Source organism: Dehalobacter sp. TBBPA1 (genome assembly GCF_040931655.1).
GTDB classification, from domain to species: Bacteria; Bacillota; Desulfitobacteriia; order Desulfitobacteriales; family Syntrophobotulaceae; genus Dehalobacter; species Dehalobacter restrictus.
This window is the reverse complement of record NZ_CP162385.1, coordinates 998,169-1,023,778: the sequence shown is the minus strand read 5'-3', so window position 1 is coordinate 1,023,778 and position 25,610 is coordinate 998,169. Positions and strand designations below refer to the sequence as shown.

The 25,610-nt window shown below is 40.1% G+C and carries 27 protein-coding genes and 1 pseudogene; 3 read left to right on the top strand and 25 right to left on the bottom strand.

The window, feature by feature from the left end:
• Positions 1-114: 114 nt before the first annotated feature.
• From AB3489_RS05145 to AB3489_RS05065, 17 genes and pseudogenes are all read right to left on the bottom strand, one after another.
• A complete protein-coding gene (locus tag AB3489_RS05145; protein ID WP_368294194.1) occupies positions 115-1,509 on the bottom strand; it encodes a reductive dehalogenase in 1,395 nt (464 codons plus the stop codon).
• A 1-nt stretch (position 1,510) separates the two neighbouring features.
• Positions 1,511-1,894: a dehalogenase gene (locus AB3489_RS05140; protein WP_368294193.1), complete on the bottom strand. Its 384-nt coding sequence runs from the start codon at positions 1,892-1,894 to the stop codon at positions 1,511-1,513.
• 234 nt (positions 1,895-2,128) lie between these two features.
• Positions 2,129-2,830, bottom strand: coding sequence for a Crp/Fnr family transcriptional regulator (locus tag AB3489_RS05135; protein ID WP_368294191.1), 702 nt, complete (start codon positions 2,828-2,830; stop codon positions 2,129-2,131).
• 417 nt (positions 2,831-3,247) lie between these two features.
• Positions 3,248-4,573, bottom strand: coding sequence for a reductive dehalogenase (locus AB3489_RS05130; protein ID WP_368294189.1), 1,326 nt, complete (start codon positions 4,571-4,573; stop codon positions 3,248-3,250).
• A gap of 14 nt (positions 4,574-4,587) precedes the next feature.
• On the bottom strand, positions 4,588-4,899 hold the full coding sequence (locus tag AB3489_RS05125; RefSeq protein WP_015043211.1) for a hypothetical protein: 312 nt from the start codon (positions 4,897-4,899) through the stop codon (positions 4,588-4,590).
• Positions 4,900-5,407: 508 nt separating this feature from the next.
• Positions 5,408-5,530, bottom strand: a complete 123-nt coding sequence (locus tag AB3489_RS05120; RefSeq protein WP_020491082.1) for a hypothetical protein — start codon at positions 5,528-5,530, stop codon at positions 5,408-5,410.
• Between the two features lie 66 nt (positions 5,531-5,596).
• Positions 5,597-6,763: a uroporphyrinogen decarboxylase family protein gene (locus tag AB3489_RS05115; protein ID WP_368294188.1), complete on the bottom strand. Its 1,167-nt coding sequence runs from the start codon at positions 6,761-6,763 to the stop codon at positions 5,597-5,599.
• Between the two features lie 93 nt (positions 6,764-6,856).
• Positions 6,857-7,492 (bottom strand): B12-binding domain-containing protein, encoded by a 636-nt coding sequence (locus tag AB3489_RS05110; RefSeq protein ID WP_368294187.1) that lies wholly within the window; start codon positions 7,490-7,492, stop codon positions 6,857-6,859.
• A 279-nt stretch (positions 7,493-7,771) separates the two neighbouring features.
• Entirely contained in the window at positions 7,772-9,145 is a 1,374-nt protein-coding gene (locus AB3489_RS05105) for a reductive dehalogenase (RefSeq protein ID WP_368294186.1), read from the bottom strand.
• Positions 9,146-9,159: 14 nt separating this feature from the next.
• A complete protein-coding gene (locus AB3489_RS05100) occupies positions 9,160-9,471 on the bottom strand; it encodes a dehalogenase (protein WP_368294184.1) in 312 nt (103 codons plus the stop codon).
• Between the two features lie 167 nt (positions 9,472-9,638).
• A complete protein-coding gene (locus AB3489_RS05095; RefSeq protein ID WP_368294183.1) occupies positions 9,639-10,409 on the bottom strand; it encodes a creatininase family protein in 771 nt (256 codons plus the stop codon).
• A 401-nt stretch (positions 10,410-10,810) separates the two neighbouring features.
• A pseudogene (locus AB3489_RS05090) lies at positions 10,811-11,146 on the bottom strand (4Fe-4S double cluster binding domain-containing protein); the annotation flags it as partial.
• A 51-nt stretch (positions 11,147-11,197) separates the two neighbouring features.
• Positions 11,198-11,797, bottom strand: coding sequence for an IS630 family transposase (locus AB3489_RS05085; protein WP_368294182.1), 600 nt, complete (start codon positions 11,795-11,797; stop codon positions 11,198-11,200).
• Complete coding sequence (locus tag AB3489_RS05080; protein ID WP_368294181.1) at positions 11,772-12,263, bottom strand: transposase; 492 nt, start codon at positions 12,261-12,263, stop codon at positions 11,772-11,774. The genes AB3489_RS05085 and AB3489_RS05080 overlap by 26 nt, the downstream gene beginning before the upstream one ends.
• Positions 12,264-12,498: 235 nt before the next feature.
• Positions 12,499-13,878: a reductive dehalogenase gene (locus AB3489_RS05075; RefSeq protein WP_368294179.1), complete on the bottom strand. Its 1,380-nt coding sequence runs from the start codon at positions 13,876-13,878 to the stop codon at positions 12,499-12,501.
• 14 nt (positions 13,879-13,892) lie between these two features.
• The gene (locus tag AB3489_RS05070) at positions 13,893-14,204 is read right to left on the bottom strand and encodes a dehalogenase (RefSeq protein ID WP_368294178.1); all 312 of its coding nucleotides are present in this window, start codon (positions 14,202-14,204) and stop codon (positions 13,893-13,895) included.
• Between the two features lie 492 nt (positions 14,205-14,696).
• Positions 14,697-15,383 carry a Crp/Fnr family transcriptional regulator gene (locus tag AB3489_RS05065; protein ID WP_368294177.1) on the bottom strand — a complete coding sequence of 229 codons (687 nt, stop codon included), beginning with the start codon at positions 15,381-15,383 and terminating at the stop codon, positions 14,697-14,699.
• Positions 15,384-15,801: 418 nt separating this feature from the next.
• Here AB3489_RS05065 and AB3489_RS05060 point away from each other — a divergent pair, with 418 nt between their 5' ends.
• Genes AB3489_RS05060 through AB3489_RS05050 form a run of 3 tightly spaced genes read left to right on the top strand, consistent with a single transcriptional unit; the run spans position 15,802 to position 16,974 of the window.
• Positions 15,802-16,092: a transposase gene (locus tag AB3489_RS05060; protein WP_368294176.1), complete on the top strand. Its 291-nt coding sequence runs from the start codon at positions 15,802-15,804 to the stop codon at positions 16,090-16,092.
• A complete protein-coding gene (locus AB3489_RS05055; protein WP_368294586.1) occupies positions 16,068-16,694 on the top strand; it encodes an IS3 family transposase in 627 nt (208 codons plus the stop codon). The genes AB3489_RS05060 and AB3489_RS05055 overlap by 25 nt, the downstream gene beginning before the upstream one ends.
• The gene (locus AB3489_RS05050) at positions 16,594-16,974 is read left to right on the top strand and encodes an IS3 family transposase (protein WP_368294585.1); all 381 of its coding nucleotides are present in this window, start codon (positions 16,594-16,596) and stop codon (positions 16,972-16,974) included. The genes AB3489_RS05055 and AB3489_RS05050 overlap by 101 nt, the downstream gene beginning before the upstream one ends.
• Positions 16,975-17,045: 71 nt before the next feature.
• On the opposite strand, the gene AB3489_RS05045 is transcribed toward AB3489_RS05050, so the two are convergent.
• The 8 genes from AB3489_RS05045 to AB3489_RS05010 all read right to left on the bottom strand — a co-directional run bounded on the left by AB3489_RS05045 (position 17,046) and on the right by AB3489_RS05010 (position 25,530).
• Complete coding sequence (locus AB3489_RS05045) at positions 17,046-18,407, bottom strand: reductive dehalogenase (RefSeq protein ID WP_368294175.1); 1,362 nt, start codon at positions 18,405-18,407, stop codon at positions 17,046-17,048.
• A gap of 13 nt (positions 18,408-18,420) precedes the next feature.
• Entirely contained in the window at positions 18,421-18,732 is a 312-nt protein-coding gene (locus AB3489_RS05040; protein WP_368294174.1) for a dehalogenase, read from the bottom strand.
• A gap of 355 nt (positions 18,733-19,087) precedes the next feature.
• A complete protein-coding gene (locus AB3489_RS05035; RefSeq protein ID WP_368294173.1) occupies positions 19,088-19,774 on the bottom strand; it encodes a Crp/Fnr family transcriptional regulator in 687 nt (228 codons plus the stop codon).
• Positions 19,775-20,102: 328 nt separating this feature from the next.
• Complete coding sequence (locus tag AB3489_RS05030; RefSeq protein WP_368294172.1) at positions 20,103-20,795, bottom strand: Crp/Fnr family transcriptional regulator; 693 nt, start codon at positions 20,793-20,795, stop codon at positions 20,103-20,105.
• Between the two features lie 250 nt (positions 20,796-21,045).
• Positions 21,046-22,029, bottom strand: coding sequence for a trigger factor (locus tag AB3489_RS05025; protein ID WP_368294171.1), 984 nt, complete (start codon positions 22,027-22,029; stop codon positions 21,046-21,048).
• Between the two features lie 128 nt (positions 22,030-22,157).
• Positions 22,158-23,414: a 4Fe-4S binding protein gene (locus AB3489_RS05020; protein ID WP_368294170.1), complete on the bottom strand. Its 1,257-nt coding sequence runs from the start codon at positions 23,412-23,414 to the stop codon at positions 22,158-22,160.
• 130 nt (positions 23,415-23,544) lie between these two features.
• On the bottom strand, positions 23,545-23,862 hold the full coding sequence (locus AB3489_RS05015; protein ID WP_368294169.1) for a tetrachloroethene dehalogenase: 318 nt from the start codon (positions 23,860-23,862) through the stop codon (positions 23,545-23,547).
• 15 nt (positions 23,863-23,877) lie between these two features.
• Positions 23,878-25,530: a reductive dehalogenase gene (locus AB3489_RS05010; RefSeq protein ID WP_368294168.1), complete on the bottom strand. Its 1,653-nt coding sequence runs from the start codon at positions 25,528-25,530 to the stop codon at positions 23,878-23,880.
• Between the last annotated feature and the right edge of the window lie 80 nt (positions 25,531-25,610).

Sequence of the window (25,610 nt, the reverse complement as noted above, 5' to 3'; positions counted from 1 at the left end):
TTGCTTCCTCCAGAAGTATGACTAATAACTAGGCTGACAAATAAAGTAAATAAGAAACCTAATAACGATATGCCGGCTCCCGCTTGAGAGCCGGCATATCGTTTATAGTTCTACTTACTTCCTTGGAAAGAATTTATTAGGATCCTGCGCCCACCAGCTTGCCACATCTTTGGGTTCTGAATAGCCTAACATTTTTTCCATCTTGACAAGAGTGGACCCTAGCGTCGGTGCCAAATGCGCTGCTAACTTATGCATTTCAGTTTTGGGCTTATTGTACGGACAATAATGAACACAGTTACCACAAGCACTTATGTTGTGATCATCCCAATACGCTTTGCATTTACAAGCATCGATCGGCCACTTTTTAACGCCAGAATTTGTAGTGGAATATACGGCTTCGGCAGTACGATTATTATCCTTGGGAATAGACCCGGAAGGACAGTTATCAGCGCAAACCGCACAGGTCTCGCAGAACTTGGTCACTCCCATATCTATAGGTTTATCCGGCTGGATAGGCATGTCGGTGATAACACCACAAATACGCAGACGAGGTCCAAAGTCTGGGTTGATGAGCAGACCATTCCGTCCCATTTCCCCCAGCCCTGCATCGACAGCCATCGGAATTCCCAAGCCTGGTCCATAACTACCAAATGGCCAAGCACGGTAACCCATATAATTAATAAAGAGGGCCAAGTGCATAATCAAGAATTTATCAAAGCTGTACGCCCGATACGTTTCAGCTACTTCAACACAGGAAAGGGTACGCTGGTAGGCCTCGTAGTCCATTTCAATACCACAGACGATAACGTTATTCATCTCTTGAGGCAATTCATCATCTACATTCGGCAGTTGTAATTTCTTTCTTTCTTCTGGTGTCATCACCGGCCCCAACAGACCGTTTTGAAGACCAAATACTTTTTCAAAAAGACGTTTAGCATCCGTCTTCCAATTCTCGGCGTGATACCGGTGACTATAAAGCCAATCTCTATTAAGCTTACATGTCCCCACAACGCTTGCGCCGAAATGCTTAGCGGCCATTTTCACAGTCTGGGCTGCTTCTTCCGGAGTCGTCGTGTATGGTTTTGTTAATCCCGGAGGCAGTTCTGGCTCCCACAGATGCGAAGCAGCAAAGCTACCAACTTTAAACATCAGCGCCGAACTCATAAATAATGACAGATCGCGATGATCAAACCCGGGTTTTGGTGTACCGACAGCGATATTTTTTACGGTATCATGAAGCGCTGTCATCCCTTGCGGCCCAAACATATAAAACGACTGGCTTTCATCCCAATACCCGCGGGAATGAGCGTTATTTCTATTATCAAATCGCCCGACTTCACCTTCAACCTCATAAGGCGGTTTATCCACTCTGGGGTATTCCAGCGCACTCGCAGCACCGTCTCCGAGTAATTTCTCTCTTGCTCCGGGCGTAAGTGTCAATATACTGGTCAGGGCTCCAGTCAGTGCAGTACTTTTCAGAAAGGACCTTCTGCTAAGTTTCTTAGACATTTTATGCTTTTTCTCCTTTCATTAATTTGGCAATCGTTTTTTTTCCAAAAGATTTGCTGACCAATAATTGAGCAACAGCAACGATAACGACCCCAATAATACCCATCAGGAATAATCCAACTATTCCGGCTTTGGGTTGCCTCTCCCATACTCCCATGTAGAGCCAATACACCAGGAAATCTACGTAGAGTGTAACAAATATTGATAATACCCAGTTCCAGATGCCAAACTTGCGGTTCTTCTTTTCCACAGATTTTTTGTATAATTGAATAAGCAATACCGTAGTAAGACCCAAAATATATGCGATAATTCCACCCATACTATCTACCACATCTCCCTTCTTTTCTACTTTTCCTTTTCTTTGCAATTTTTGCTTTTTTACCAATTTTTTGTGACCCGAACCTAATAAACACAATCATTAATGGGAACTTTTCATGTATTTTTCACGCTATATTTCCTCCTTGTAAATACTTTCTTCAACTTCATACGTCATCCGCTTAATAATATAAAGCATAATGTTAGAATTTTCTGTGTTACGATACACATAACAAGAAGCCCACTCAAGGTATAATTTTGAGTGGGCCCTGGTTTGTATTTTTTTGTCATTAACAATCCAAAGTCAGTACTTTAAAACTTCATCAATCATAGAAGCTAATTTTGAAAGATTGTAAATGTAAATTCTATCTTTTGTTTTTTTGAGTATTCTCTGCTCTTCTAGCATTTTAAACAGTTTACTCACTGAAACATAATGAGTTCCAGTAATGTCTCCGATCGTTTTTTGCGTTAGTTTGGTGTTGATAATGTAATAATTGTCCACAAGTTTCCCTTTAGAGACACAGAGATTATAGATAAACCGTAATATTCTGCTTGACGGCCGGCAATAACTTAAATCCCTTGTTTTAGCCATAAGGCAATAAGACTTGTCAAGAATATTTTGAATAACTTCTAGAAATAGTTGTTTATCCTCATTAAATATTTCCAGAATATCTTCAAGCGTGAAAAAATAAACCGTACTTTTTCTGATTGCATAAACCTGAACTTCGCTATTGTCTTCATTTGTATTGATTGTTGCCCCGATCGTTTTTTCATCAATATGAAAAAGAAATTTGGTATAGCCTTCATCTGAGCCAATGCTTACACCCAGGCATCCGGACTTGACATAAAGAATAGAATTAGCATTTGTACCCTGAGCTTGAACGATTGCTCCTTTAGGAAATATACGTTTATGTGCCAGATGCAGGTACTTTTCTAGTCTTTCGGTTTGCTCAAAATTCTCAAGCATATAAGGTCGGGGAATTTGTTTCCTATTAGTATCATCCATTATCTAATTCCTCCTTTTGCATATACTAATATACTTTATCGATTCTTATGCTAAGATTAGATTTAGCAGGAGATTAATAAAAATTAGTTTTAGATAATACAAAAAGATTAGATATTATGCCTTCACCTGCTTAAACAAATGAAGAATTGGGTCTAAACTTAGTTTATCAGGAATTATCTTATTTAAAAGAGCTTGTCAATTATTAGAAGACGAAATTAGTATAAAGGATTATATCTTTTATACTGTGTATTGGTAACATAAATTATGAATATATCGTTGATTTCTCAAATTTTTAATGGTAAAGCAAAGGATATTATTTTTTTTACATAGCAATTTGTCTCTGACAACATTCGGGTTGTCAGAGACATATGCATTTTCCTATTAAATTCTTCTTTGATTTGTTACTTACTCAATGAGTTAATAACGTTCAGGCCACTCTAACCACCATTTGTACTTCTCAATCTGTTCAGTACCATAGCCAAATATATCGTCAATCGATTTGAGCAAACTTGAAGCAGTTTCCCCTTGACTACCGATAAATGTGCCGGCCTGATGGAACCAGGAGTCTTCTTTGGAATTCCATGGACATACTTTCATGCAGCGTCCGCACATGGATCCTTCTTTATTGGTTACACGGAATTCAACGCATTTCTTAATGTCACTCTGCCAACGCAAAATACCATTCTTTTCAATATAATCCTCGTCTTGGGTAATCGCTCCCGAAGGACAATTATCGGCACATTTTTTGCACACCCTGCAGAAATCCTGAGCGCCGAAATCAATTGGCCTATCTGGAGCTAGCGGCAAGTCTGTGGTCACAGCGGCAGCTTTGTTGCGGAATCCAAGTGTCGGGTGAGCTATACAGTCACCTGTCCTTGTCATCTCTCCCAGTCCTGCGGATACCATACATGGAGCCAGGATCAAGGCATAATTGGAAAAATGATGCGCCCTGGCATTGTAACCAAGATTACGGATATAGTTTGCCAAGATTACCGAAATAACGGCGGTTGCATGATAAGAACGGAATGATTGGGAACCGCTGATGCCGTCATAGCCGGTAGATGCCATCATGGTCTCCAGGTGCTGATCCGTCATGACAACGATGACATAAGGCAGGCTCTCTGTGACAGGCACTGATTTGGACAAGTCATCTTTCATCATATCTGCAAGAGGAGGTGCCTTGAACTCATAGTATGCAAATGAAGGCATTTTGCCGATGCCAACCTCGTCAGCTCTTAAGAAATAGGCGCAGTCTTTGATATGCTGGGACATCTGTTCAGGGTCGGGAATAGCCAATTTTTCAGGGGCGGGTTTTCCAGAGACCATCGGAGCTAAGCTTAAAGTAAACTTGGCTAAAGCATCTCCCAAAGGATATTTTGCAGCAGCATGGTAAAACATGTTCGCCTTAAAAGCCGCCTCGGAAACCTTATGGCGGAAAACCAAGTTGAATCCCTGATTTGCCTCATGGAATTTTTTTATAGGGCCAACGATCTTGGTTGTGCCCAACCATTGGTCGTTAAAATCAGCCATTTTAACTGAGGCTAAGCCGTAATTCGTCGGATGAAGCTTCGACTGTCCTGCGGAGTTTGTCACCGTCTCGGCAGCTTGCACCGGCAAAGCATTTGCCATACCAAGAACACCCATGGAAATAGCTGAGGCTGCTCCTGCCTTTAGAAAATTACGTCGATTTATCTTTTGATGCTGCTCGTGTTTCTGCTTCTCTTCTTGTTTTTCAATAGACATCCTTTTTCACCTCTTTAAGCTTCTAAACTTGTATTTGCTTTTTTCTGTTGTTTACCGAAAAATCCTAAGAGTCTTGCTAAGACTACTGCTAGTACAACTGAAATACCTAAAAACAAAAAGATTGCTGTACTCGTTGCTTTGACATGCCCTACGCTGGCATTAATATAAATGAAAGAAATCCCCATCCAAGTAATTGCATACCATGCGACGTACAAGACCCAATTAAGAATAGTTTTCCATTTTTTGTCCGTATTTGCTCTAGGTTTAATAAATAGTAGGCCGGCTAAAAAAAGAACACCCGCTAGAAAGACCAAAAATGTACCCATATTTCTCCTCCTTTATTTTTTATTAGCAACTTCCGCAATTGCCCTGATTCCGGAAACCACAATTTCCATTTAAATATAGCATCTATTATAAAAATAAACGCTTAGTATTTCTTAAGCGTTTTTTGATTAAAATTTCATAATCCCCAGGGGGGACGACCGCTTGGGAAAAACTAAGATTCGAATCCGGATTCGAATCTGGCAAGCCACTTTCCCTACTCCCCATATGGAATCGCTGCCTTGGCCTTCGTCAGGCAGGGCGACGACTTGCAGTAAGCAGCGGAGTTTTGGCATGTTAGTGAAATATTTCTGTTTTTAACTGCTGCGAGAACGGTAGAACGTTTGATTTATGTAAGGCTGCACACTCCCAAAAGAAAAGTGCACCTCCTAATGCTAGATTTTTTTGTCCAACATTTGGGGTGCACTTCATTTTATTGACGTCCTTCATTTGGGCTAAGTTGTGATACAGCCCCAAGTGATATAACATTTTTACTTCTTTGTAACGTCAGACCTATGAATAGAGCATTAGCAGCGTTAAAGCCAATTCAACCCCATCTTTTTCCTGATCTGAATGAAGAAACTGTGATAAAATTCTTTCCCTTGCCATTTTAAAGATCATTTCCATGTCACTCATTTTAAGAACACCCTCCTATTCTTTAGGGTTACATATTTATTTTCAGATAACAGATGGAAGTTTCTATTACTTTGAGCTATATTCCACAATAAATTCAGTAACAGCTTTTAAGTTTTCTGCCTTGGCATCATTTTTAGTTGCCAAAACTTTGTCCGGTGCAAAGACAAATCCGCCGCCCGGAGCTAAATCATCGATTAATCCCTTGGCAACTTCAATGCATTTTTCCTTTGTTCCGTAGTACAGGTCGTTTGTCTTTAAACCGCCGGCAATACACATAGTGTTTCCTAAGGCTTTCTTCGCCTTTCTCAGATCGTCCTCTTCAAAGAATCCAATAACCGATCCCTTTGGAAACTCCTGTATATACTCGTACAGATGTTCCCAATTCTTTTCAAATAGAATGAGAATCTTGACACCTCTTGCTGCAACTGCTTCAACATATTTTTTAAAGGATGGCCAGTAAACCTTTTCAAACTCTTTCGCTCTGATAAATTGCGGCAAATGCAGATATAAATGAACATATTTGTCATCAGAAACAGTACGCATTTTTCCAAATGTGTCTTTTACCATAGGGTCGACCATTGCCATGCAGGCTTCAGCCACTTTATCAGGACATTTTTTAATATCCCTCATAATCCCTTTGAAATCCCTTAAATAGTCCATTATCATATCACCGGGCATAAAATGATTTACACCCGCGTTGGTTATCGGAAGTCCATGTTCAGTTTTAAACCTCTCCGCCAACATCTTTGTTGTTTGACCAAACTGGAAGAAGATGGAAAGTGAATTGGCATATTTCGCGAACTTTTCTTCCACTGTCCCCTCTTGGAAAATCTTATGTTTTCTAGGAAGAATTTTGTCGCGGATAAATTTCATCGGATCAGCAATAAGCTCATCATACTCTTCTACTGCCATAATTTCCGAATGACCGGTGGCGATTTGAATGGTTTCCGTCGCATTGTTAAAAATTCCGCCGCCTAAGGAATACACAAAATTAAGGGGAAAGGTTACGCGTGAAGCGAGTGCCCCATCAAAGGGAAAATCTGTTAAGGCCTTGGAATAAGCTTTGTATTCAAGTTCTACATCTTTTAATGCTTCTTCTAAGGTTATTCCATAATAGGAAAGAGCCCAATTGTCTACCAGACCGTAAATAGGAACCCTGTCTGGTTCTCTTAATTCTATGGCATCTTTGAGCCTTTTGACACGTTCATCATACAATTTTAATTTATCGCTCATACTAGATCCTCCTGTGCTATTTATTTCACAAGTTTTCTTCGTTGCGAGTTTTCCTCCGATACTGATTTAACGGTTATCGTATAACCCTTACGATTAACCAACCCACTTCTGGCATATTTTTACCCCTTCTGCTGCATTCGTGGTAAATGCATCAGCACCGATTGTTTCACAAGCTTCTTTCGTTACAGGGTTACCACCGATAATAACTTTAACTTTGCTGCGTAATCCCGCTTCTTCTAAAGCCTCAACAATATTTTTCATCGATTCCAATGCTAACGTCAAAACACCGCTTAAACCAACAATTGTAGGATTTACCTCTTTTACTTTTTCTACAAATTCACCTGCAGATTGATCAATACCCAGGTCGTATACTTTAAAACCTGCTGCTTCAGCCATGCTCTTAAAAATGTTTTTTCCAATGTCATGCAAGTCGCCTGCAACAGTTCCAAGCACCATTGAACCGACAGTTCCAGCATTTTGGGTGTCCATAACCGGCTTTAAAATATCAATTGCACTGGTTAACAACTCCCCGGCAAAGATCAAATCACCGACAAAGTATTCCCCCTTTTCAAAAAAATCTCCGACTACTGACATCCCGCTCTGACAAGCAGCTACCACCTTTTTGGATTCATCTGGACTGGGATTTGTGTTAACAAAGTCATTCAGCATTTCAAATACTTTTTCTTCATCGAGTTCTCCAATTTTCTGTGTTAATAGCGACAAATCCATTTTAATTTACCTCCAGTATTTAAAAATTATTAATATAATGTTACCTATTAATTTAACAAAATTATTGCCGAAAAATTGATAACATTATCTTCTTCTTTCAAGTTATATTGTATATACATTTATATATATTTCCATTAGTAAATACTACTCATATTTATTTTTTGTTTAAATTTATTACGAAAAAAGGCACATTATATTCGTTCGCTGGGCTATGACGCCAAAAATTTCAGCGGCGCCTTCCAAAGGCGCCGCTGAAATTTTTTACCTATACTCGTTGGATTAATATTCGAACTTATACAGTTCTGGCCATTCCAACCACCATTTATATTTATCAACAATCTCTGTGCCATAGCCAAACATATCGTCAATTCCTTTTAAGAGGCTTGAGGCAGTTTCTCCTTTGCTTCCGATCCAAATTCCGGCCTCATGAAACCATGAGCTTTCCTTGGAGCTCCATGGACATACTTTAATACAAACGCCACAGCTAACTCCTTGATCATTGCTTGCCCTAAATTGTGCACACTTCTTGAAATCGCTGTTCCAACGCAAATAGCCGTTATATTCAACCATGTCCCTGTCACGCGTGATAGCTTGGGAAGGACAATTATCGGAGCATTTATTGCACACACGGCAGAAATCCGCCATTCCGAAATCAATCGGTTTATCCGGGACCAAAGGCAAGTCCGTGGTGATGGCTGCCACTTTGTTGCGGAATCCCATGCGCGGGTGGGCAACACAGTCTCCGGTCCGGGTAAGCTCCCCCATCCCTGCAGCGATTAAACAGGGTGCCATTACAGCTCCATAGTTGCCAAAATGATGTGCTCTGGCGTGGTATCCAAGCTCTCTGATGTATTTAGCCATAATTATAGAAATGTTGGCGGTCGAATGATAACACCGGAAAGATTGAGAATCTGAAATTCCGTCATATCCAGTTGAGGCCAAGTAAGTCTCTAAATGCTGCTCAACCGCAACAACGATGACATAGGGCATCTTCTCCGTAAAGGGTACATCTTGAAGAGGAGTTCCCCTTGGAACCATACCGCCAATAATTCCCATCATCGGTGGATTCATTTTATCGGAGTAATAACCGTATTCAGGCATCTTCCCGATTCCGACTTCATCAGCTCTTAGATAATAAGCAACATCTTTAATATGCATGGACATTTGCTCAGGATCAGGTATCGGAAGTTTTTCCTTTTTGGGCTGACCATCAACGATGTTTTCTCCGAATATGGGGGAAATAGCCCAGCCAAGCGCATCACTCAGCGGGTGTCTAATACCGATCGTATAGAACCCCGCCTGTGCCTTAGGTCCTAAAAGACCTTGGGCAACTAAAGCAAATCCCATATCTTTTTCTTTAAACTTCTTTACCGTCCCTACGATTTTGGATGTGCCAAGCCATTGGTCATTGTGCTCGGCGAAACTGACGGATGCGCCTCCATAATTAGGCTCGGGTTTCAGCTTAGACCATTGTCCTTTTTTAGGGGTAATGTATTCGTAGTTGCTTACCGCAGCTTCAGCTATTTTCGAGGGCGCTTTAATGGCGCCAAGAACGCCCATTGCCGCTGCAGCCGCTCCAGTTTTCAAGAAGCCACGGCGGCTTACCTGAAATTTTTCTTCTGGAGCATTTTTACTTTTTAAAGAATCTGCCATCTTTTTTCCTCCTTTCATGCTGATGCTGATTCATTGTCTTTTACTTTTTTAGTGCCGATGAATCCTAACAGGCGCGCTAGAATCACGGCAATTACAACTGCGATTCCTCCAAATAAGAAGATGGCTGTACTTGTCGCCTTGGCGTGACCGACTGTGGCGTTAATGTAAACAAAGGAGATTCCCATCCATAAGACAGCGCTCCCAACTACGTATAAAGCCCAAACAAGCACATTCTTCCACATGACATCCTTTTTGACACGCGGTTTAATAAACAAAATTCCGGCTAAAAATAATATCCCGGCCAAAAAAATTAATACAGTACTCATAGCTTTTTTTTTCACCTCCCTTATTACAGACTACTTTCATTTCATCTGCCATTCGCTAATAATATAATGCATCATATTAAAATCTTCTGTGTTACTATACACATAAATTGGCCATTATGGACGCTCCAATAATGAATGATGCTTTACTTATATAATTTTTCCCCTGTTTATTTGATTAGTTCAAGTACCTCTTCAACTACAATGTCGGAGAAAATATCGTATACCTTGTCACCGGTTTCTTTCGTAGCGATTTGAGGATCGCCTAAATATGCCAAAGGAGCGCCTAAATCTTTCCAATTGTCTTTGCCGGCTGAAATGCCCGCAAAGAGATGTTCTGCCTCCCAGTTCGGTTCTAACTTACTTAGTTCTTCCTGATCCACTAATTCGGGATGTCTAAGTAAGATTAAGCCTGTTTCCCATTCTCCGGCATGAAAATCCCATTCCGGATGTTCTCCCTTGCATACTGAACTCATTCTAGGCAGTCCATGATGAAACCACTCGGATACCTTAACATTTAATCCATCTTTTTTCAGTGAAGCTCTTTTGATTCCTTCTTTGATCGCTTCGTTGTTTTTGGGTTCGCCATGAGCGCATATAATAACTATTTTATTAAAGCCCCATTTCGCTAAACCAAGACAAACGTCTTCTACAATATTAACAACAGTTTCAAATCTCAGAGTGATATTGCCATCAAATAAGTTCGCAATATCAGCTAAGGTATAATGAAGAGTCGGAGCTATTAATGTTTCAATACCTTTGGCTTTTAATTTTTGGGCAGCTCGTTCAGTCATTTCGTTAGCACTCGTTACATCAACCATCATTGGCAGATGTGTCCCATGAACTTCGCATGGACCCATTGGAAATAGAGCAATGTTCGTTTTTTCTTCTAAATTCCTAACTTGCTTTGTTGTCATATTAGATAGATAGTTAAGTTTCATTATACAGATCCCCTTTTATTTTTATTGGTTTTCAAAAACAAAATTCCGACTAGAAATAATTTCCCCGCAATTCATATAGTACTCAAAGCTTTTTTGCCTCCTTATTACGAAATGTTTTCATCTCATACGCCATTTGAGAACAATATAAAGCATAATATTAAAATCTTCTGTGTTATTATTCACATGTTATTCCACAATGGAAGCAAAAAACGCAATCTTAATCCAAAAAAGCATGAAGAAACGCCTTGAATCTGACGTTTCTTCATGCTATAGTCATGCGGTTCTCATTTTATGAAATGAAAAAATATAGATATTTTGATAAATACCATCATTTTTAGAATAAAATTTTCAGCGGTGCCTCCTGCAGGCACCGCTGAAATCATCTCTCATACTCGTTTAGATTAATAAATTTTATACAATTCCGGCCATTCCAGCCACCATTTATATTTATCGACCATTTCAGTACCATAACCAAACATATCATCGATAATTTTTAATAAGCGTGCAGAAGACTCTCCGTGGCTGCCGATCGAAACACCGGCCTCATGGAACCACGAATCCTCCTTGGAACTCCACGGGCATACTTTAATACAACGCCCGCAGCCAACTCCTTCTTCATTTGTTATTCTAAACAATGTACATTTTTTGAAATCGCTGTTCCAACGCAAATAACCGTTATGCTCGACCATGTCACGATCAGTTGTAATCGCTCCGCCCGGGCAATTCTCCGCACATTTAAACAATTAATAATACTTTGGTCGTTTTTTTAAACGGCCAATATTTTCATACTAATTTGCGTATAAATCATTAGATACAATCCAATCCCAGCCAGTAATGCTTTTTACCCTTAAGTGATTATTTTCAAGACTTGCAAGTGTGTCACACAGTCTTAATTCCACGTGTTTCAATGTGTTGAATAGCTCATCTCGAAATCCTTTTTCCCTTACTTCATCCCAAATTTGTTCAACGGGATTTAGTTCGGGGCTGTAGGGTAATAATGGAAATATTTCCATATTATCTGGGATAGCAAGTCCTTTTGATCTATGCCATGCAGCGTTATCTGCGACCATAAGAATGTAGTCATCGGGATATCTTTTTGAAACTTCTTTAAGAAATATGTTCATACAAGCCGTGTTGGCATATGGAAGTACAAGAGATACCATTTCCCCATCATGCGGGGAGACGGCTGCATAGGCATAGGAATATTCTCTAACTCTATGACAAGGGACATTTGGTCTCAGTCCTTTCTTGCACCAGCACCGTTTGGGCTTGTTGATCCGGCCAAAACCAGCTTCATCTTGAAACATTAAACGAAGTTTTTTTGATATTGTGTTACTTGTAAAATTTACCAGTTCAGTTATCTTATCCGTGATTTTTTTTATAAGCACTGAATTCTTCAGGCTTAGACTTAGGATGTTTACTTCTGGGCATTACTTTTCGCCATCCTTGTCTTTTTAACATTCTATAAATTGTTGATTTTGGTACCTCTTTACCGACAGTTTTCTCATATGCTTCCTTAATATCTGCAACGATTAGGATCTTCCCCTCTTCTGATTGGGATTCAAATCCTTGAAGGATCTGATTTTCCTCAGATTGTGTAAGGTATCTTTTATTTCCACCTTTACGATTTTCTCCAAGCATTGATTCTAGACCATTATTGAAATATTTGCTGAGAATATTGTTTACGCTTGCAGGCGGGTACCCAACCATTTTTCCTATTTCTTTTGATGGCATGTTCTGTACTGCCCGAAGACGTAATACCATAAGTCTCTTTATTACATACTTGTTATCCGCTTCTTTTTCAGCTTTTAATATTGCATCAATTTGTTCTTGGGTAAATTCTTTCTGTCTCATTTCAAATACACACCTTCCAAGTTGGTATGTATTTATTATATCATAAATAGGAAAATAATGTAACCTTTTATACGCAAATTAGTATAATGTCTTTTTTATTCATTGTCGAAATGGCAGCTTCAAGACGAGATCCTTGGGAAATGTCTCAGAACATAAACAATGCCCTCAATACTTCCTTTCGGAAAGTCGAGGGCTTAAGAATTTGTTTAATCTACCGATTTCATTGATGCAGCAATTACATTGGGACCTTGTATAGATCCGGCCACTCTATCCACCATCTGTATTTTTCGACAATTTCAGTCCCATAACCGAACATATCGTCAATACTTCTAAGCAGGCGCGCCGAAGACTCCCCTTTGCTGCCGATCCAGATCCCGGCTTCATGGAACCAGGAATTTTCCTTGGAACTCCACGGACATACTTTAATACAACGATGACAGCTTGTTCCTTCTTCATTGGATACTCTGAATACAGTACATTTTTTGAAATCGCTGTTCCAACGCAGGTAGCCGTTCATCTCGACCGGGTCAAGATCAGAAGAAATAGCCTGGCTCGGGCAGTTCTCCGCACATTTATTGCATACCCTGCAAAAATCCAGCATTCCGAAGTCAATCGGTTTATCCGGTACCAAAGGCAAATCCGTAGTAATAGCTGCTACTTTATTGCGGAATCCCATACGAGGATGAGCTGCACAGTCCCCAGTCCGGGTTAATTCCCCCATCCCCGCGGCAATTATACACGGGGGCATAGCCGCCGCATAGTTGCCAAAATGGTGAGCCCTAGCGTGATAACCCAACTCTCTGATGTATTTAGCCATTATTACAGCAATGTTGGCTGTTGCGTGATAACACCGGTAAGAAAGGCAACTGGAAATTCCGTCATAGCCAGTCGAAGCCAGGTGAGATTCTAAATGCTGCTCAACCATCACCACAATCACATAAGGCATTTTCTCAGTAACTGGCTTTTCCCCAAGGGGAGGCTCTTTGCCGGTTGTTCGGCTAATTACAAGGAAATCATTTAGACCCGGATCCATTTGGTTAGAATAATAAGCGTATTCGGGCATTTTGCCGATTCCGACTTCATCAGCTCTTAAGTAATAAGCCATATCCTTAATATGCATGCTCATCTGCTCAGGATCCGGTATTGGGAGACTTTCCGGATTAGGTTTACCGTCGACGATAGTATTAAGGGAAATTGGTCCTATTGCCGTCCCAAACCCCCCAACCAACGGATAACTTCTTCGTTTTAAAAACCCATTGTGCGCCTTTGCGCCTAATGTTCCCTGAATCGCTAAACCAAATCCCATATCTTTTTCGCTTTTTCTTTGTATAGGCCCTATGATTTTGCTTGTCCCCAGCCACTGGTCATTATTTTCCGCATATCTGACAGTAGCGCCTCCGTAATTTGGTTCAGGACATAATTTGGACCATTTCCCTTTTCCCCCCGGGATATAACCGTAACTGCTGGCACTTATGGCTTCGGCAATTTTCGCGGGCGCTTTTATTGCGCCAAGAACGCCCATGGCTGCCGCAGCCGCACTTGTTTTCAGAAAACCTCGGCGACCCACCTGAAATTTTTTCTCAGATTCTTTTTTGCTTTTAATGGAATCTACCATCCCTTTTACTCCTTTCATGCCTGTACAGACTTGTTGTCATTCACTTTTTTGATACCGATGAATCCCAACATACGCGCCAGGATCACAGCAACTACTACCGCAATTCCTCCGAATAAGAAGATAGCTGTACTTGTTGCCTTAGCGTGGCCGACACTGGAATTGATGTAAACAAAAGAGACTCCCATCCATAAGACTGCATTGCCAATACCATATAAAGCCCAAACAAGCACGGTCTTCCACATGACCTCTTTTGTGGCACGTGAGTTAATAAATAAGATTCCGGCTAAAAATAGAATCCCAAACAAGAAAATCAAAAAAATACTCATAGCTTTTTACCTCTCTTTTTACTAACTAAAAGTAGTCTCTCGGATAACCTTCCAACCCGGCGTGCTAACTTGATCCCCGGTTGATATCCTAAGTTTATCCCAATTATCTCTTCCAGCTTCCCTGACAAGGTTTCTGTTGGGTTATGACATAGGCCTCATCTCCATCTCAAAAGAACCTATATTAAGCTCGCTACATCCTTCAGCTCTTGGCTCTTTTTAATTCAGTTATCCGTGTCTCCGAGTTACTACACTGATATTGTACATAACCCTGCTTTTAGGTGGATTTGCCACGACTACTTTGCAAAAATATTTTTGCTTTTTTCTCTAATCCTATATGAACTTGTCTACGGAAACGTTTTGCTATTGAAGAATTTTTGGGAAAAATAACCGATTGTTTGCAAATACTCTATAGGAATACTTGCAAAGCCACCTTAAGAATAATAAAAAAACTGCTTTCGTCATATTACTGAGAAAGCAGTTAAAATAAGCAAATTAGTAAGATATTCCTTTATCAACCAGATCTTTTAATTTTTCTAAATCATAAATAATAATTGCATTTTTTTTCTTGCGTAAAATTTTTTTTTCTTTTAAACTTCCAAGTATTTTACTAACTGTTACATGATGGAGTCCAGTTATCTCAGCAATAACTTTATTTGGCAATGCAATTTGTATTTCCCAATAAGTATCCTTTGATTTTCCGTTCAAATTATAAAGTCCATAAAACAATCGCAAAACTCTTATAGAAGGGGCATATAGCTTTAGTTCACAGCTAAGCTTAATAAAATAATTTAATTTAAGATTTTCATTGAAAAGGAAATCAGAAATTATTTTTTCATCATGTTTAAATATCATAAGCATTTGGTCTTCAGAGAAAAAACATACCTTGCTAGCCTCAACCGCGACAATCTGAACATTGTCTCCTTCAAATTCAAACAATCTGTTTATAACGCTATGCGGTCCGCCTGAACTGACAAATATTTCTCTGCCGTCATCTGTTATCCTAGAGGCAATGAATCTCCCTGATAGTACAAATATTATTCTACCGATTATTTCATCAGGCTGTAATATTATTTCCCCCTTGCCATAATTACGTAGAGATCCTAAATGGATATAATTTAGAAGTTTAGGGACACTAGAAAATGCATCCGGCAAAATATAGCTTTTAGTAACTCTGTCCATTTTTATCCTCCTATATTTTCCCATTATACCAAATATTTAATTTATTATATTAAGTTTATATTAAGATAAAGCTTTGAAGTTTAGCGGAGACTACTTATATTATTTTTATTGGTGAGGTGATTTATACCGCACCCTACCGTCAAGACACATTTTTCAAAAAATTTAGTTATGTCCTTTCTGCCGATTAAAAGCCGTTTTGGAATAAACTTGACATAGGACCCTATGTCGGATGCTTCAATTTGGGCAGGTTCTGTCGATGAAAAAAAGAGAAAAATATTTGATCTTAAAGTTGTTTTAGACTGATCTGTGTAACTCCACAATTATATGCAAAAGGAGGTGCTTCTTTGGACACTGCCGCGTAATGGATTTTGTGGACACCGTGAATGGCTAGTATAATAAAACCAGAGAGGTGTCAGAAATGAGTAAAAAGAATTTTGATTCAGAGTTCAAGAGAGAAATTGCGCAGGTCTATCTTGAGGGAAGAAGAACAGCAACGAGTTTAGCTGAAGAACTGGGATTGCATGTAAATACCATTTACAAATGGGCTGAGCAATTCAAAACAGATCCTGAAAATTCCTTCCCAGGATCAGGGAACCTCAAGCCAGAAGACGCTGAGTTAAAGAAAGCCCAAAGGCGTATTAAAGAACTCGAAGAAGAGGTCGAGATCCTAAAAAAAGCCACGGCATACTTTGCAAAGAACAGCAAGTAAAATACGCTTTTATTTACAAATACCGCTTCAAATATGCTGTTAAGAAGTTATTCCAAATAATAGAAGTTTCCCGAAGCGAATATTATCAGTGGGTAGCTGCTGGATTCCCGAGTCGCCAGGATAAAGATGCCGTGGTCCTTGCCAAAATCAGAAAGATTGAACGAGATAATGATCATAACTACGGTGTACAGCGCGTTTATGAATCTTTAAACAAGGAACATAACGTCAAGTGCGGTCGGAGCAAAATCCAGCGGATCATGCATCAAAATGGTATTAAAGCTAAGATCAAGAGCAAGTACAAGTCGCAAACCACTAAGGCTGATCTCAATGAACAGGCATTTCCTAATCTGCTCAACCAGGAGTTTAGAGTTACAGAGATTAATAAAGTTTGGCTGGCCGACATTACCTATGTCAGGACAAATGGAAAATGGTCTTATCTCGCAGCCGTCATGGATTTGTGCCGTAGAAAAATAGTAGGTTGGGCACTTGGAACAAAGCCAAATGCCCAAATTGGTTTGTCGAGCTCTGACTCTGGCTATCGCCAAGGAACGGCCTGCTCACGGACTTATTCATCATTCAGATCGCGGCAGTCAGTATACTAGCAAGGCATTTCGTGAGTTACTTGATAAGCATAAGATTATCGGCAGTATGAGCCGTAAAGGGAATCCTTACGATAATGCCCCGATGGAATCGTTCTTCCAAACCTTGAAGACAGAATTTGTTTACAAACGATACTTTCAGAGCATCGAACAAACACAGCGTGCTCTCAAACAGTGGATTGATATTTATTACAATTGCAGAAGACTTCATTCAGCATTGGGTTATAAATCGCCGCTATTCTATGAATTATCTAGAATACAACCATTTAAAGTGTCCGCATGAGCCAATATGGCGCACTTCTGCAGGCACCGCTGAAACGATCTTATAAATTCATTTGGATTAATAATTTTACATTAAAATTTATACAACTCCGGCCACTCCAGCCACCATTTATATTTATCAACGATTTCAGTACCATAACCAAACATATCGTCGATACTTCTTAATACGCGTGCAGAAGACTCTCCGTGGCTGCCGATCCAAACGCCGGCCTGATGGAACCACGAATCCTCCTTGGAACTCCATGGGCATACTTTAATACAGCGCCCGCAGTAAACTCCTTCATCATTTGTTACTCTAAATATTGTACATTTTTTGAAATCGCTGTTCCAGCGCAAATAGCCGTTATACTCGACCGGGTCACGGTCGTGTGTAATAGCTCCGCCTGGACAATTTTCCGCACATTTATTGCATACTCTGCAGAAATCCAGCATTCCGAAGTCAATAGGTTTATCCGGTACCAAAGGCAAATCCGTAGTAATAGCCGCTACCTTATTGCGGAATCCCATACGAGGATGGGCTGTACAGTCTCCTGTCCGGGTAAGTTCTCCCATCCCTGCAGCAATCAGTAAAGGCGTCATAACCGCTCCGTAGTTGGCAAAATGATGCGCTCTGGCATTATAGCCCAGCATTCTGATGTAAGTAGCCATTATTACGGCAATGTTAGCTGAAGCGTGATAACATCGCTGAGATTGGCCGCTTGAGATTCCGTCATATCCTGTTGAGGCCAAGAAAGTCTCTAAATTTTGCTCAATTGCGACAACAATCACATAAGGCGACCTTTCGGTATACGGTTTATCTCCTATGGGATCTCCCTGACGAACTTTACCGGTAAACAACTGAGGATCCGCTTGGCTAGAATAATAAGCGTATTCGGGCATCTTGCCGATTCCAACTTCATCAGCTCTTAACCAGTAGGCTAGATCTTTAATATGCATGGACATTTGCTCCGGATCAGGAATGGGAAGTTTATCTTTCGTCATGGGTGGTCCACTAACTGCATCATCAGAGGCAATCATTGCGGTAACCATTCCTAAGCTACCAGATACCGGATCTCTTCCAGGTTTAAAAATGCAATCTTCTGTATACTGTCCAAGAAGCCCTCGACCAGCCAGTGCAAATCCCATATCACATTCTTTGGTATTTTTTACAGTACCAACGATCTTAGATGTCCCCAACCACTGGTCATTATGCTCTGCATAACTGACAGAAGCTCCTCCATAATTAATTTCAGGCCTTAATTTTGACCATTGGCCTTTTTTCGGTGAGCTATACTCTAAGTGGGGTGCAGTTGCCGCTTCAGCAATCTTTGCGGGGGCTTTAATCGCTCCAAGGACACCCATGGCAGCTGCAGCCGCACCTGATTTCAGAAAACCGCGGCGGCTCACCTGAAATCTTTTTTCAGGATTGTTTTTACTTTCGATGGAATCTTTCATCCTTATACTCCTTTCACGCCTGTACAGACTTGCTGTCGTTTACTTTTTTGCTACCGATGAATCCCAACATACGCGCTAGGATCACAGCAACTACTACCGCAAGACCTAAAAATAAGAAGATCGCTGTACTTGTTGCCTTAGCGTGGCCGACACTGGCATTGATGTAAACAAAAGAGACTCCCATCCATAAGACTGCGCTGCCAATACCATATAAAGCCCATACAAGCACGGTTTTCCACATGACCTCTTTGGTGGCACGTAGTTTAATAAATAAGATTCCGGCCAAAAATAGGATCCCGAACAAGAAAATCAAAAATGTGCTCATAGCTTTTTTCACCTCCTTTTTATTGACTGACAGTAGGTTCTCGGAAACTCTCAACTCAGTCTATCAAACTCAGTTATCCGTGATTCCGAGTTACTATACTAATATTGTATATAGCCCTACTTCTTGGCGTATTTAGCGATCACTGCTTTTAACAATATTTTGACTTTGCTTTGTTCGCCAATTCTATATGGAATTGCCTACAGTAACAATTTAACCTATAGAAGGGGCGTCTATTGAAGAAATAATCGACTGTTTTGCTAATACTCCTAGTGGGCTACTGGCAAAGCCGCCTGAAGATGAAAATAAAAAAACTGCTTTCAGCATATTACTGAGAAAAGCAGTTCTTAATAGCTAATTAGTAAGATATTCCCACATCAATCAGATCTTTTAATTTTTTTAAATCATAAATAATAATTACCTTTCTTTTTTTTATTAAAGTTTTTTCTTTTCTTAAACTTGCAAGTATCTTACTAACTGTGACATAATGAATCCCGGTTATTTCAGAAATAATATTATTTGACAATGCAATATTTATTATCCATTGATTATTAATAGATTCTCCGTTCGATTGACACAACTCATAAAACAATCGTAAAACCCTTGTAGAAGGTGTAAATCGCTTCATTTCACTGAAAAGCTTATAACAATAAGCTCCCTTAACGCTATAATTTCTAAAAATGTCAAAGATTATTTCTTCATCTTGTTTAAAGACCAGAAGTAATTGCTCTTTAGAAAAATAGCACACCTTACTATCCTCAATCGCAACAATTTGAATTTTTTCTTCTTCAAATTCAAACAATCTGTTCATAAGGGAATGCCGCCCAGCAGTGTACATAAATAATTCCCTGCACTCATCCGCGACGGTATTAATATTGAATCTCCCAGATATTACAAATATCGCCTTATTCACTATTTCATCAGGAAATACTATGATTTCTCCCTTTCTATAGTTCCGTATGGAGCCTAAATGACAATAATTTAATAGTTTACTGATAGGATAAAATGTATCTGGCAGAATATAATTTTTAAGAAATTCATCCATTCTTTATCCTCCATACTGCGAGATTTGATCGTACGCCTTAGACAAGACAAGACTAAATTATTATTCTCATTATCATAATCAATTATAATTAATTAATTGACCTGAAATAATAGCCATGGCTATTATTTCGATATTTCTTAGTCCTGCCTATATTGCTACTATTTCACAGTAACTCTGACTGCCTCTACTCCTGCGGCTACTTCAATATAAATTTTTTCATTACCTGCTCTATCTGTTAATAATCTTTCTAAAAATATTTTCTATGTCAAAAAAGAGAAAGCAGGGATTTAGAATTACTGCTTTCTCTTAATAACAAACTATCATGATATCATTTTATTTTCATCCAGTCATTAATTAAATTTTTAAGTCCTTGCAAGTCAAAGACTGTAATCTTATTTGTCGTTTTATATAAAATATTTTCTTTTCTCAGATATCCGAATAGTTTGCAGATAGTCACATAGTGAATACCTGTCATCTCTGAGATAGACTTTTGGGATAATTTAACGTCAATTTGATAAACGCCATCAACCAATTTCCCCTGATTAAGACAAAGATCATAAAGTAAACGCAAGACCCGGGCTGATGGGCTATAAAGGGCCATCTCATGGGTTTCCCGCATAAAATAACTACATTTCGACGAATAGGATGTAATGAATTCAAAAATCATTTCTTTATCCATCTGGAAGATTTCTGAAAGTTGTTCTTTGGAGAAAAAACATACTGTGCTGTCCTCTACGGAAACAACATGAACAAAACAGGGATCAACTGGGAATAATCTGTCGGAAAAGGTATAAGGGCCCGCATAGAACATTATTTTTTTTCGTCCATCTTCATTAAGAAAACTTATACTTAGTTTTCCGGAAAGCACATAGACGATTCTATCTATTAACTCTCCGGGCAAAACAATGGAATCCCCTTTACGATATTCACGGACAACACCCATGTGAATATAATTTTGCAGCTTTTTCATCGGATAAAAATGATTGGGTAAGGCCCCATAATTATTTGCTATTTTGTCCATACTTTTATTCTCCCGCAAATATATAAATTTAAATTATTATACTCCTTTATAAATGATTAACCTATAAACTGCTATACAATTGGACAAAGATCTTATCTTTCGAATCAATATTAACATAGAATAAGAATTCTGTATGTTACCCAGCATACAAATGTAGAAAATGTTGAATATGATCAAAAAGGCAAAAAGCAGCCTTAAGCTGCTTCTCCTAATTCTAAACATAGTAAGATGGAAGAATACCTAGTTGACACTATCCTTTTGCCAAATTTGCCTCCAACAAAAAATCCATGGCTGTTCTTCTCCGAAGTTGGGTTTCCAACATTTTTAGCTCTCCGGGCAGACCGGCTGCCTGATCATCCTGTCGGCTGTTCTTTAACTGCTCTTTTTTCTGCTTCATTTCTTCACCGGTAAGCTGAATCCCTTCTGCTTGAATCACTGCATCCAAGATTTTTTCTCCAAGTATTATTTTCGCAGCCTCTTGTTTACACTCAGCCAGCAGCTCGTCGGCCGTTATCTTCCTTTTCATTAAGTAATTAATGGGTTCCATATCGTGGACTGTCTTAAGCTCCTCAGCAAATTTCCGATACAGATTCTCTGCTGCTTGATTTAATGTCTCCTCGTCAAATTCATATTTGCTTTGATCGGCCAGCGCCTGAAACACTTTTTCAATATTTGCTGCTCGTGCTATTGCCTTTTTTTCTTGATTGATCTCCGTTGCCAACAATTCTTTTAATTCCTGCAAGGTTTTTACTCTTGGATCAATTTCCCGGATAATGTCGTCTGTCAATTCCGGCTCTTGCATACGATATACTTTTACAATCTCGACGGAAAAGGTGATCCGCTGCCCCCATAAGGCTTGGTATTCCAATAAAACAGGTTGTATCTTCGTTTCAAAAACGACTGTCTCGCCCATCCTCTTGCCAAGCAGGTTGGCGGAGAATTCCTGTAAGACGTTCTCGTCACCCAATCTGAACTTAAAGCCTCTGTCCCTAAATTTCGGGACTGTCATACCATTTTCCGTTCCCTCAAAATTCACGATGACGTAATCTCCGGCTTCGATCGGTTCATCACTTTTTTCGACCTGGATTTCGTCCATTGATTTTTGAACATAATTGAGTGCTTCATTAAGTTCTTCTTCTTTGACGGATACATCAAAACGATTGACATTTAATCCTTTGTACTGTCCAAGTTCAAATTGTTTCATCTCGCCTCTAACCTCTCTGTTGTCTGCCACTCAAGATATCTCCCCTTCCGGAAATTTTTAACGGTCCGCCCGGATAATGCCAACTGATTGAAGCATTACAATAATGTGAGCTGCTCCAAGTATCAGTATTAAAGCAATAAATAACAGATCTTTTATTTTTAGGCTTTGTTGTTTTTCCATTGGTTCCATCTTTGGTACCCTATTCGGTTCCACATTTGTTTCCATACTCTCACCCCATTATTTCGCCAACGATTTAGTAAGTTGAGTATAAAGCCGACTGGACAGAAGAATTGACAATAAAACCGGCTGATAAACAGACTGATGAAAATAAATATCGGCAGCATTAACCACATGACCCATACGGCTTTAAACAGGAAGAATGCACTAAACGGCTGGTAATCCAATGTTCCATAGTCCCCTAAGAAGGTTCCAAGCATGACCGCAGCCCATAGGATGGTCGGCGCAGCCAGCTTCAATTTCTTGGTGACTTGCGGGGAAATCCCCAAGGATTTAAAACCCGCCACTTTATTGATGACCTCCTGGGCTGCTCCGAAAGGGCAAATCCAGGCACAGTAAATGTTCTTTCCTAAGAGGACAATGAAGCTCAAAGTTCCACCAATAAGCACGTACCATCCCAAATTGGTCAACCCGGGCATTTGCAGCGTTATTAAGGAGAACAAATTGCTGGCTGCTACGAATTTTTTTACGAAAAATCCCATGATACCAAAGCTTGCTAAGAGTATCCAAATCCTCAGCCGCACGAGTTTCTTGATGAAAGCTGCAGCGAGCGCGATGATATAGATTATCGTCATGGTGAAATCCTGCCGGTTAAATTGATAAGTGTCATAAGGATTGCTCCAGCGCGTATGAAAGAATTGTGCTGCGATATACGCAGTCCCTTTGTTAACTGCCTCAGCTACAGCATGAGACGATACCGTGGAACCGGTTACCCGGTCAATGTAATTATTGGTTTGTCTTTCATCCAGATAACCGGAATAACCGGAAGCCCCTCCCAAATAAACAGGTTCTTTGATGGAGAGATTCTTAAATTGATCAAACAATTTCCCGGTATAAAGTCTCTCAAAAAAGATGGGGGTCTCACCCTGCTGGGTAATGATCACTTTTTCCACTAAGCCTTCTTGGTTGACGATGGTCATGGCTTCGATGCGGGATTGATACCCTACTGCGGAGTCACAGACGGCATAATATTTCTTCCCTTCAGCATCAACTTGATAAGCACGTTGGGCCCCGATCATTTTCTCGATGGATGTTACACCAGGAATATTCTGCTGAATAACCGCCTCGTAATCAATGGTTTTATTCGTCCAAAAGATACCGTAAAAGATCGCCGCTATCGCAGTTATGAATAGTACGATCAAATAGTAAGACTCCAGGTCTCTCTTTTTACTAGCCATCTTTTTTCATCCTTCGCTGTTTTTGAGAATAAATCCTTAATAGACGTAATAAAGTACGCAAGCCACTAATACCAAAGCTAAATGGACAAGTGGCTAGCGTATTAAAAAGCATCTTATTCCTTCAATTAATCTAGACTGAGATGGTTTCAGAATTTTCTTTGCTCTTCTTGGGCGAACTCTTCAATAATCTATATGTGATAATGCTCGGGATCAGCGTTGCTCCGCCAAAAAAGACAAACCCCATTGAGGCAGCCTGGTATTCGTGCTCAAGAAGGCTAGCATAACCCCAGGCCAGAGTAAATATAAATAAGAAGTTCGCAAGAAAACCACAAAGCTGTATAGGAATCGTATTTTTTACTTTGCTTTTTGAATACTGCCAAATACCAAATTGAATAATGAGCATTAACATACCAAAAAACATCCAAACAAAGTCATTCGCAATTTTCATTTTAGTTTCCCTCCTTTATTTTGTCGGTTCTGTGTCCTTCCAGAAATCTTTCACCATATTCGCAACATAGCCGGACTCAATCCGTTCTTCAGGATTTACAGGGCCATTGTAGCCAAACCACTCGTCAAACTTACGGGCTGCATCTTGAACCAAAGGAATTTGGGTAGCAATTCTGGCCACATCATGCTGCCATTGATCAATTTTATTCCAAGAACAGACCGAGATACAGTTCCCGCAATCTCCACCGTTATAGGCAAAGAAAGAGAGACAGCGATGAGAGTCGACATGCCATTTTTCCGTGTAAGGATTTTCCGACGGACCACAATCCTCGGGCTGCAAAACCCGTGCTTCTTTTTCATGAGAGATGGCCTGTGACGGGCAAGCATCTGCACATTTCAGGCACAAGCGGCAGAACTCACGTACACCGAAACTTCTTGGCTTATCAGGGACGAGTTCCAAATCTGTATAGACCTTGGCAATACGCAGCCGGGGCCCGTATTTTTGGGTGATTAGCTGTCCGGCTCTTCCTACCTCTCCCAGACCGGCTTGAACTGCAATTGGAATACTCATTCCGGTATCATTTCCCGACGGGATTGCATAGTACCCAATCTCTCTTAAGAAGTTTGCCACTTTAAAAGCCACTTCTCCCATGTTCGAGTAAGATTTGCCTGGCGCGGCGCTGTGAAGAATCGACGGAGCGGTGCGGTATGCTTCGTAATCCATCTCGAATACCATAGCGATGACTGATTTCGGCTTAAAACCGGCATATTTTTCCCAATCTGCATCAAAAACGGTTTGCCCGAAGGTCTCTACTTCCCCTTTCATAAATTTAAAAGGATCCGTCGGAAAAAATTCAGTCCTGCCATCCGGTAATTTGAACGGTTTAAGGTTTGGCCGAGACCAGGTTGAATAGGTCCAGCGATCATCATAGGGCGCAATACCAACCAGATCTGCCCCCAGGAAGCGGGCTGCTTTTTTCACAATTCTACTGGCCTCTTCACCTGAGCCGAATTTCCATTGCCGCCCTTGACCACGTCTCTCCACAACTTTGGAATTGTCCCAAGAATACATGCCCTGGATAACCACCGGTTCTGTACCAGATTCATTGGTTGCGGGATTAAACGGATAATGCGCAATGACGCCGCCGGGGCCACTCCCAGGTGCGGTAAATCCATTGAATTTATATTCTACTGACCAGGCTGCCACATCTAATGCTACTTCCAGTTCACGCCATCCCAACTCATCCTTGCGCAGTGGTAAAACCGTACCGTCATGATGGGAGAAAAAAATACCTCCCGTTTCAGTAAGGGTTGCATCACGTCCTTTAATTCCAAGCGTCTCAGCGTTAATTCTGGGAAGTTCTTTCCCGGTGTCTTTTTTTCCTGTGATTTTAGAAACATCATCATGCTTAAACTTAATTGGAGATTTGTTTTCTTTCGGATCAAAGACCCTTTGGTATAAGAGCTTGTTTCCGGGCAAACGTTGGTATTTTGCATCCACTGTGTAAGGAAATTCCGAGGTTTCTTTGATTGGAGCTACGATCTCTGCCGCTTCAGCTGTTAATGGGTTAAAAGTTTCTTTCGCCGCTGCAGCGGATGCAACTGCAACAGCTACGGCACCCATTAGGGATGTTTTGAAAAAAGATCTTCTGCTTACATTGTGCGCCATGTAGTCTCTCCTCCCTTAAAATGGAATTATTAATTCCACTTTATTGTAGGCTATCTAAAATTATTGTCTCTGTGTCTAGA